Origin of the sequence: Enterobacter sichuanensis (assembly GCF_002939185.1) — a bacterium.
GTDB lineage: Bacteria > Pseudomonadota > Gammaproteobacteria > Enterobacterales > Enterobacteriaceae > Enterobacter > Enterobacter sichuanensis.
In genome coordinates this window covers 52,553-60,714 of sequence record NZ_POVL01000031.1, presented here as the reverse complement: position 1 = coordinate 60,714, position 8,162 = coordinate 52,553, and the positions used below count along the sequence as shown (strand labels likewise).

The following is an 8,162-nucleotide window of genomic DNA, read 5'->3' as shown; positions in this document are numbered from 1 at the left end:
TGCAACGCGGCTTTCAGCTCATCGTTGCGAGGTCCCGTATATTACGTTTTCCTCATTCAGAGTCAAGTGATTATTTTCGCTTTTCTCTGCTGGCGTTCATCTCTGAACCCCGCTAACCCGGCGGCCTGTAAGCCGTTGTTCCGTGTCAGTGGAGGCGCATTATAGGGAGTTCTCAGACGTTGACAACCCCTCTTTTAAAAAAAACGTTCAACCGTCTCTTTTTTGCTCAAAACCGTGCTACAGCGCCAGTTTTTCGAGCGTTTCAAAGCCGTAACGACGTAAAACGGGTAAAAGTTGCTCGGTCTCATTCGTGATTGCCATACAAAAAGCAATATTCGCATCGGCTGATTTCGCATCCGGCGCTTCATGCTCCAGCAACCAGGCCGTACGACGGGCGATAGCCGCACCAGAATCCACCAGACGTGTCCCTTCCGGCAACACGGCTAAAAGTTCTTCCTGTAATAGCGGGAAGTGGGTGCAGCCCAGCACAACGGTATCCGGTGGTTCGGGCATCCGCAGCCACGGACGAAGAATACGACGCAACTCTTCGAGTGATACCGCCTTACCATGCAGCTTCGCTTCGGCCATTTCCACCAGCTCAGCCGAACCGAGCATCGCAATCTGGCATTCGTTGGCAAAACGGTCGATCAGCTCGCGGGTATAAGGACGCTTTACCGTGCCTCGCGTTGCCAGCAACCCCACAATACCGTTCGCCGTCAGGCGCGCTGCTGGTTTTATCGCAGGAACGACCCCTACAACCGGAAACTGGAATTTTTCACGCAGGGCAGGAAGGGAAACGGTGCTCGCCGTATTGCAGGCGATAACGGCCAGCGCGAGGGGATAGCGCTTTTGTACCGCAGTAACGATTTCAACCACACGCTCAACAATAAAATCTTCGCTCTTTTCCCCATACGGAAAAGCAACGTTATCGAAGGCATAGATGTAATGAAGATCCGGCAGGAGATGCCGGATCTCATCATAGACCGAAAGCCCACCGACGCCGGAATCAAATACCAGCACGGTGGGACGCGGATTAGAAGGTGTAGCTGCCAGACAAGGTGTATTCCCGTCCTGCAGTTTGGTAGCCATAAACTGTCTCGTAATCTTTATCGAACAGGTTGGCTATTTTACCACGAACTGTGAGGTGTGAGGTGACAGGATACGAAACTGCGACATCCCACAGGCTTACGCCGCCCATTTTGACCTTCTGACTCGGCCATGTACCGAAGTCGGTATCGTACCGCGTACCCAGATAGTGATAGGTCAGACTCCAGTCAAAATCATAGATCTGCGTATCAAGCTGATACTTCACCTGCTGTTTAGCGCGACGATCCAGCAGTTGGTTGGTTGCCGCATTACGCGCATCAACATAGTCATAACTGACAGTATGCATGACCGGGCCAGTATCAAACGAAGCCGTCGCTTCGACACCTTTAATACGTGCCTTGCCAACGTTGTAATACTCCTGAAGGTTATTGTTGAAGTCGATCAGGTTATCAACATCGTTACGATAGGCCGACACGCGCCAGTTCACGCCTGCGGTAAGGCCTTCGAACGCCCCTTCCCACTGCTTGCTCTCTTCAGGATCAAGATGGTCATTACCGTAGAGCCCGTAGAGTTGCCCCAGATTCGGTGCTTTATAGGCCGTACCATAAGAAGCAATGAAACGGTAACCGTCAATAAACTCCCAGCCCGCACTGCTCTGCCAGGTACCATGGCGACCAAACTGCGAGTTATCGTCGCTGCGCGCTGCACCTTCCAGCGTAATATCGCCAAACTTCTGCAACGCCGTCAGGTAGACGCCCGTGTTACGAATGTCGTAGGCATTAGGCACATAGTTGGTGTTAGGTTCTGTGCTCTGTTTTTGCCAGTCGATACCCGCGCCGATATTGCCATGGCCAACGTCCACAGAGTTTGTCCACTGAACGTTGTACTGTTTGATTTCGTCCAGCGTTGCCGTAGCGTCATAACGTCCAAGATGCGGATCGTAGTTAAAATCCTTGCTGTGGCTGTAACTGGAAAGCAGCTGTGAATGGAAGATATCTTCGTTGTAGCGCAGCCCGGCATCCCAGGTCTGGCTGTATAGCTGGCGGGTATCAACTAGCGCGGTTGGACTGTAATAAGCGTCATAGGCAGTACGGTTGCTGTAACCATATCCGCGAACGAAGCCGCTCCATTGCTCAGAGAACGCATGCTCCAGCGCACCGTAGATCGTTTTATTCATGTAGCCGTCGCGATCGGTTTGGGGAACGCCGCCGTTGTTACCGTCCGCCACCACATCAAAGCCTTTGGTATACGTGTAATCACCGGCCAGCGTCACACGCGTGGTTTCACCCAGCGTCTGCTGAGTACTGCCGCCATAATTTTGGTACCCGTGCGAGCCTACGCCTGCATTCAGAGTCGTACCATCTTTGGCGCGGGTGGTAATGATGTTCACTACGCCACCAATCGCATCGGAGCCATACACCGCCGAACGCGGGCCACGGATGTATTCGATACGCTGCACCAGCGCGATCGGAAACTGGCTGAGATCCGATGATCCCGTGACGCCCGCCTGGTTAAGTCGGATCCCGTCGACAAGGATGAGAACATGACTGGAATTCGTACCGCGTATAAAGAGTGAAGAATACTGCCCCATTCCGCCGTTTTGCGCGGTATCTACACCTGGCAGGCGGCGCATAACATCGACAACGGTCGTGGATTGCCAGCGCTCAATATCTTCACGGGTCACCACGGACGTCGGCGCCAGAACAGTTTTTGCGGGTTGTTCAAAACGATTTGCCGTCACCACCAACGAGTCTGCGCTATCCTGCGCCCAGCCCGAAAATGCCGTGACGGACAACGCCGTCAACAGCGATACTTTTTTAATCATTGTTAAAGCATCCACAATATAAGAAGGATGCCGCAGGCCTCATCGATAGCACGCGATGATGAAACCAAATGCGACGTGATCCCGGCAGGTCTTCGGGCTAGGTGGCTTTATAAGGATGAAGACTTCCCATTTTCACAGTGTCTACAACGCTCATCCCGCCAGTCGTTACCGCTGCGCGTCAGCTCCAGATTTACACTGGATTCCCTTTTCACTCTCATGAGACCGGAAACAGAATGCTACAATTAGACACGTATAGATGTCCAGACAGCTATTAGCCATTAAATCTGGACATCCCCTGAACAATCCCTACAATCCCCGCGTAATTCTTTATCACTCAGGACGCATCATGACCCCCGAACACCTCCCGACCGAACAGTACGACGCGCAGCTGGCAGAGAAAGTTGTCCGCCTGCAAAGTATGATGACGCCGTTTAACGCGCCCGTTCCCGAGGTGTTTCGCTCGCCTGTCAGCCACTATCGTATGCGTGCCGAGTTCCGCATCTGGCATGACGGGGATGACCTGTACCACATTATTTTCGATCAGCAGACCAAATCCCGCATTCGCGTGGACAGCTTCCCGGCCGCGAGTGAGCTTATCAACCAGCTTATGACGCTAATGATCGACGGCGTACGTGATAACCCGGTGCTGCGCCACAAGCTGTTCCAGATCGACTATCTGACCACGCAAAGTAACCAGGCTATCGTCTCCCTGCTGTATCATAAAGCGCTGAATGACGAGTGGCGCGAGCAGGCCGAAGCGCTGCGTGATGCGCTTCGGGCGCAGAACATCAACGTTCATCTGATTGGCCGCGCGACAAAAACCAAAATCATGCTCGATCAGGATTACGTCGACGAGCGTCTGCCGGTGGCGGGTAAAGAGATGATTTATCGTCAGGTGGAGAACAGTTTTACCCAGCCGAACGCCGCGATGAATGTGCAGATGCTGGAGTGGGCGCTGAAGGCAACGGAAGGGTCAACGGGCGATCTGCTTGAACTGTACTGCGGTAACGGCAACTTCTCTCTGGCGCTGGCACGTAACTTCGATCGCGTGCTGGCAACGGAAATTGCCAAGCCGTCAGTTGCCGCCGCGCAGTACAACATTGCCGCCAACCATATTGATAACGTGCAGATCATCCGTATGGCCGCTGAAGAGTTTACCCAGGCCATGAACGGCGTACGCCAGTTTAACCGTCTGGAGGGAATCGATTTGAAGAGCTACCAGTGTGAGACGATTTTTGTCGACCCGCCGCGCAGTGGACTCGACAGCGAAACCGAAAAGATGGTGCAGGCGTACCCGCGTATTTTGTACATCTCCTGCAACCCGGAGACGCTGTGCAAGAACCTTGAAACATTAGGCCAGACGCACAGAGTTGAACGTCTGGCACTGTTCGATCAGTTCCCGTATACCCACCATATGGAGTGCGGCGTTTTACTTACCGCACGGTGATCTGTAGGCCGGATAAGCGTTGCGCCATCCGGCGTTTTTGGCAGGTGGCGCTTCGCTTACCTGCCCTACAAATGATTCATTACTCCGGCAACTGGCTTTTGCGGCTACGCATGCGAGCGCCGATCCAGAATACCAGCGCAACAGACAGTACCGCAGGGAAGAAGTTAGAGCCGATATCCGGATACTCCGCGCGCACCACCGTGCTGTAGAGCAGTACACCCAGAATAAAGCAGGCCGCCGCCAGTCCCGGCAACCCGACCGGCATCGTGCGGTTCAGGTAACGTTGATGCAGACAGTAAACGGTCAGCACCAGCGCAATAAGCGGGAAAATTGAAAACGGAACAATGGAGCTAAAAATAGCGGCAAACGTCCCATTAATGGATAAGCCAGCGATCAATGCCAGCAACAGCGTCCCTTTATCCTGACCTGACTGTTTCATTACTCACCTTCACTCTTCGGTTTGATGTGCCAGTTTCTCTTGTTCACGGCGATACCAGTAGTATGCACCTTTGGAGATCATCCTGAGCTGCAATACCAGTCGCTCTTCAAGCTGCTTACGTTGTTCAATGCTGACATCCAGCGCTTCGGCACCCGCGCTGAACACAATCGTCACCATCGCCTCGGCCTGCGCCTCAGTAAACGCACGCGGCATATGATTTTCGAGTTCAAGATAGTCGGCAAGTTCCGCGATGAAATGCTGAATTTCACGCGCGACGGCGGCACGAAACGCCGCTGATGTCCCCGAACGCTCGCGCAAAAGCAGACGAAACGCGTTGGGGTTATTGCCGATAAATTCCATAAAGGTAGATACGGAGGTGCGGATGACGCTGCCCCCTTTGGCGATACGCTGACGCGCCTGGCGCATCAACTGGCGCAGCATCAGGCCGCTTTCATCGACCATGGTCAGGCCCAGTTCATCCACATCACGGAAATGACGATAAAAGGACGTTGGCGCAATCCCGGCCTCGCGTGCGACTTCGCGCAGGCTCAAACTGGCAAAACTTCGCTCAGCACTCAGTTGACTGAATGCGGCTTCCACCAGCGAACGCCGGGTTTTCTCTTTTTGTTGTGCTCTTACGCCCATCACGATAGTTGAATCCTTCCAAAGGCCTGATGGCACTATACCAGAGAATAAAATTAATCTGTTTGCTCAGCTTTGTGAATGATTGTTTACGTGCGGTTTGTGCTCCACTGCCGGAAAAAAGCACAACGATAATTGGGTTAATCGGGCAATGATGTTATGATTCTGTTGCTTTTATGTATAAGAACAGGTAAGCCTTGCCATGCCACATTCCTACGATTACGACGCAATAGTTATTGGTTCCGGTCCCGGCGGTGAAGGTGCTGCTATGGGTCTGGTGAAACAGGGAGCCAGAGTAGCGGTCATTGAGCGCTACCATAATGTCGGCGGCGGTTGCACCCACTGGGGCACCATCCCTTCCAAAGCCCTCCGCCACGCCGTTAGCCGCATTATCGAATTTAACCAGAACCCTCTTTACAGCGACCACTCCCGACTTCTTCGTTCATCCTTTGCTGACATCCTGAACCACGCGGATACCGTCATTAACCAGCAGACACGTATGCGTCAGGGATTTTATGAGCGTAACCACTGTGAGATTTTGCAGGGCAACGCGCATTTTGTGGATGAACACACGCTGGCACTCGAATGCCACGACGGTTCGGTTGAAACCCTTACCGCCGAAAAATTTGTCATCGCCTGCGGTTCACGCCCTTACCATCCGGCCGACGTGGACTTCTCACATCCGCGCGTCTACGACAGTGACTCCATTCTGAGCCTGCACCATGAACCCCGTCACGTCATTATCTATGGTGCGGGAGTCATTGGCTGTGAATATGCGTCGATCTTCCGCGGAATGGATGTCAAAGTTGACCTGATCAACACCCGCGATCGCCTGCTGGCGTTCCTCGATCAGGAGATGTCAGACTCGCTCTCCTACCACTTCTGGAACAGCGGCGTGGTGATTCGCCACAACGAAGAGTATGAGAAGATTGAAGGCTGTGATGACGGGGTGATCATGCACCTCAAGTCCGGCAAGAAGCTGAAAGCTGACTGTCTGCTGTATGCCAACGGCCGTACCGGTAACACCGATTCGCTGCAGCTGGAAAATATCGGGCTTGAAACCGACAGCCGTGGTCAGCTGAAGGTCAACAGCATGTATCAGACCGCCCTGCCGCATATCTACGCGGTTGGCGACGTGATTGGCTACCCAAGTCTGGCCTCTGCCGCTTATGACCAGGGGCGCATCGCGGCTCAGGCGCTGGTAAAAGGCGAAGCGACGGCGCATCTGATTGAAGATATCCCGACGGGCATCTATACCATCCCGGAAATCAGTTCTGTCGGCAAAACCGAGCAGCAGCTGACCTCAATGAAAGTGCCTTACGAGGTAGGACGCGCGCAGTTTAAACATCTGGCGCGGGCGCAAATCGTGGGGATGAGCGTGGGGACGCTGAAGATCCTGTTCCATCGCGAGACGAAAGAGATCCTCGGGATTCACTGCTTTGGTGAACGCGCCGCGGAAATCATTCATATCGGCCAGGCCATCATGGAGCAGAAAGGTGGTGGCAACACCATTGAGTACTTCGTCAACACCACCTTTAACTACCCGACCATGGCCGAAGCCTATCGGGTCGCTGCCTTAAACGGTTTAAACCGCCTGTTTTAACGCACTGTCGAAATGGCCATCCATCGCACCACGGATGGCCTCTGCCAGTTGCTCATAGCGGCTGCGCAGCGGTGAGCCCGGGCGATAGACCAGACCAATGGTTCGACGCGGCTCTGGCTTAATGCACGGCAAGTAAACCACACCATCGCGTTTGCGTTCGCGCGGTACCGCCAGCGCAGGCAGCAGCGTGATTCCGCTTCCCGCCGCGACCATATTACGCAGCGTTTCCAGGCTGGTTGCGCGGAAATGGGTATCCTCATCAGCGCCCGCTTCGAAGCAGAAGCCCATCGCCTGATCGCGCAGGCAGTGGCCGTCTTCCAGCATCAGCAGCTTTTCACCGGCGAGATCGGCCATCGGCACGCGATCGCGATTCGCCCACGGGTGATCTTCGTAGATCGCCAGCATCATTGGCTCATCGAACAGCGGCACTTCAATAAAAGCTTCACTCTCTTTCACCAGCGCCAGAATGGCGCAGTCGAGCTTGCCACTGTCCAGCTGTGCCAGCAGCTGATGGGTTTGCGCTTCATGCAGGTACATTTCGAGTTTCGGGAACGTCTGGTGCAGCATCGGAATGATGTGCGGCAGTAGGTACGGACCAACGGTTGGGATCAGGCCAATATGCAGTGGGCCAGACATCGCCTCTCCCTGCTGGCTTGCCATTTCCTTGAGCACTTTGACCTCGCGCAGCACGGTGCGCGCCTGATCCACCAGCAGTAAACCTGCCTGTGTGAACAGTACCTTACGACTGGTGCGCTCCAGCAACATCACACCCAGCTCGTCTTCCAGCTTGCGGATCTGACCGCTCAGCGTGGGCTGGCTGACGTGGCAGGAATCTGCCGCGCGGCGAAAGTGACGATGCTCGGCTAACGCTACCAGGTATTCAAGATCACGAATATTCATTATTCATCCTCCGTCGCCACGATAGTTCATGGCGATAGATAGCATAGCAACGAACGATTATCCCTATCAAGCATTCTGTTGAATAATACATCACATAGACGAGGCGGCACGTGTTTGACCCTTGACGTCCCCGCCCCGTCATCGAGTTTCTCTCAAAACTCGAACAACTAAAGCCAACGTGAACTTTTGCGGACCCCGTGGTCCGCTTTTTTTTGCGTAAAAAAGCCTGGCGCTAAGCCAGGCTTTGTTTTTCTCCCTC

7 protein-coding genes and 1 riboswitch are annotated in these 8,162 nt (G+C 53.9%); of the genes, 2 read left to right on the top strand and 5 right to left on the bottom strand.

The genetic code is table 11. The features are described 5' to 3' along the window. Positions 1–237: 237 nt before the first annotated feature. Both murI and btuB read right to left on the bottom strand, forming a co-directional pair. Positions 238–1,089, bottom strand: coding sequence for a glutamate racemase (gene murI / locus C5687_RS14725; protein ID WP_025758856.1), 852 nt, complete (start codon positions 1,087–1,089; stop codon positions 238–240). Then, complete coding sequence (gene btuB / locus C5687_RS14720) at positions 1,034–2,872, bottom strand: TonB-dependent vitamin B12 receptor BtuB (protein ID WP_104557205.1); 1,839 nt, start codon at positions 2,870–2,872, stop codon at positions 1,034–1,036. Before btuB ends, murI begins: the two co-directional genes overlap by 56 nt. 66 nt (positions 2,873–2,938) lie before the next feature. Then, positions 2,939–3,114, bottom strand: a riboswitch (cobalamin riboswitch). Between the two features lie 104 nt (positions 3,115–3,218). On the opposite strand from btuB, the gene trmA reads away from it, so the two are divergent. Further along, complete coding sequence (gene trmA / locus C5687_RS14715; RefSeq protein WP_104557204.1) at positions 3,219–4,319, top strand: tRNA (uridine(54)-C5)-methyltransferase TrmA; 1,101 nt, start codon at positions 3,219–3,221, stop codon at positions 4,317–4,319. A 79-nt stretch (positions 4,320–4,398) separates the two neighbouring features. Here trmA and C5687_RS14710 read toward each other — a convergent pair whose 3' ends face one another. Further along, positions 4,399–4,758 carry a YijD family membrane protein gene (locus C5687_RS14710; RefSeq protein ID WP_025758852.1) on the bottom strand — a complete coding sequence of 120 codons (360 nt, stop codon included), beginning with the start codon at positions 4,756–4,758 and terminating at the stop codon, positions 4,399–4,401. A 9-nt stretch (positions 4,759–4,767) separates the two neighbouring features. After that, positions 4,768–5,406 carry an HTH-type transcriptional repressor FabR gene (fabR, locus tag C5687_RS14705; protein WP_008501784.1) on the bottom strand — a complete coding sequence of 213 codons (639 nt, stop codon included), beginning with the start codon at positions 5,404–5,406 and terminating at the stop codon, positions 4,768–4,770. 196 nt (positions 5,407–5,602) lie between these two features. On the opposite strand from fabR, the gene sthA reads away from it, so the two are divergent. Beyond that, entirely contained in the window at positions 5,603–7,003 is a 1,401-nt protein-coding gene (gene sthA / locus C5687_RS14700; RefSeq protein ID WP_025758849.1) for a Si-specific NAD(P)(+) transhydrogenase, read from the top strand. Here the strand turns inward: sthA and oxyR are convergent. Beyond that, positions 6,986–7,903 carry a DNA-binding transcriptional regulator OxyR gene (gene oxyR, locus C5687_RS14695; protein ID WP_025758848.1) on the bottom strand — a complete coding sequence of 306 codons (918 nt, stop codon included), beginning with the start codon at positions 7,901–7,903 and terminating at the stop codon, positions 6,986–6,988. The two genes, sthA and oxyR, sit on opposite strands and share 18 nt — an antisense overlap. Positions 7,904–8,162: the final 259 nt, after the last annotated feature.